Here is a 1,103-nt window from a genome sequence, read left to right on the forward strand (position 1 = left end):
GTGAACCGGTGGGTGGGCGGGTGGTCCGCTAGGGGAGGTCCTCGCCCGCCGTGGCGGGTTCCGGGCCGTCGGAGACCTGGAGGACCTCGTCGATGCGGTCGAAGCTCAACCGCTCGGCCGCCGCGCTCGCCGCAATGATGAGCTCGCCGCACAGTTCGATCTCGGCGAGGGCGACGTGGTCCTGAACCGCCGTACCGCCACGCATCGGAGCCACGTTCATCACCTCTTCCTGATGCCGACTTCCTAGGGTAGGGAGCGGTCTACGCACCGCGCATGGCACGGACGGACCATTTCCACCAGTCGTACGCGACTACTGCCCGGCAATCTTCCCGGCAAAGATGTCCTTCTCGGCCGGAAGTCGTACCTTGGCCGGCACCCCGAAGTCATAGAGCAACGTGGTCGACGCCACGTTCGCGTCGGCCACGGCGAACCGCTGCCGCAGCTTCCGCACCCGCCCCTGCTCGTCGAGGAACACGTCGAAGGGCACGCTGCCCCTGCTGAACCCTTTCGCCTCCGCGACCCCGAGCGCACCGCGCTGACCTGGGGAAGCCGCCCGGGCCGCGGCACGCAGGTCCACGACCCCGCGATAGTGCCGTACCTCCACCCCGCCGACCCGCTCCTCTCCCACGAACCGCACCTTCTTCGCCCCGCGCAGCAGCTCGGCGGCCGCCAGGGGGTCCGTGACACCACCGGTGACGAGGTTGCCGTCGGAGAGCGAACGTGTCTCGATCCGCACCCACTTGTCGGAGGGCACCCCGGCCCCCCGGTTCTTCATGTAGAGCGCTCCCGCGGTCATCAGCTCGGTGATGGGCCGGTGCTCGTCGTCGCCCGCGGGATCCGGCGGCAGCACCACCTCGAACCGTCCGCGCTGCCGCCGGAAGTCGTAGACGCCCTTGCCGCGGATAGTCACGCGCGTACCGCCGCTGGCCATCTCCATGGAGGTCGACGCCTTCGAACTGCCCGACCTGACGACGGAGTCGGCGGCCTCGCGCACGACGTCGGCCGGGTCGCCCCCACCGCTGCCGTCGGCGGCGGCATCGGTGTGCGAACACCCGGAGGTGACGGCCATCAGTCCGACCGCCGCGGCCGCGACGACCGCGCCG

General features: G+C 70.6%; 2 protein-coding genes. Both read right to left on the reverse strand.

Going from position 1 to position 1,103, the window contains the following annotated elements:
* Nucleotides 1-28 precede the first annotated feature (28 nt).
* Nucleotides 29-220, reverse strand: a complete 192-nt coding sequence (locus AOK03_RS40190) for a hypothetical protein (protein WP_055570234.1) — start codon at nucleotides 218-220, stop codon at nucleotides 29-31.
* 90 nt (nucleotides 221-310) lie between these two features.
* The coding region (locus tag AOK03_RS40195) for an SCO4651 family lipoprotein (RefSeq protein ID WP_055570235.1) at nucleotides 311-1,103 on the reverse strand (793 nt) is incomplete at its 5' end.

The sequence above is a fragment of the Streptomyces atriruber genome (assembly GCF_001418325.1).
Lineage (GTDB): Bacteria > Actinomycetota > Actinomycetes > Streptomycetales > Streptomycetaceae > Streptomyces > Streptomyces atriruber.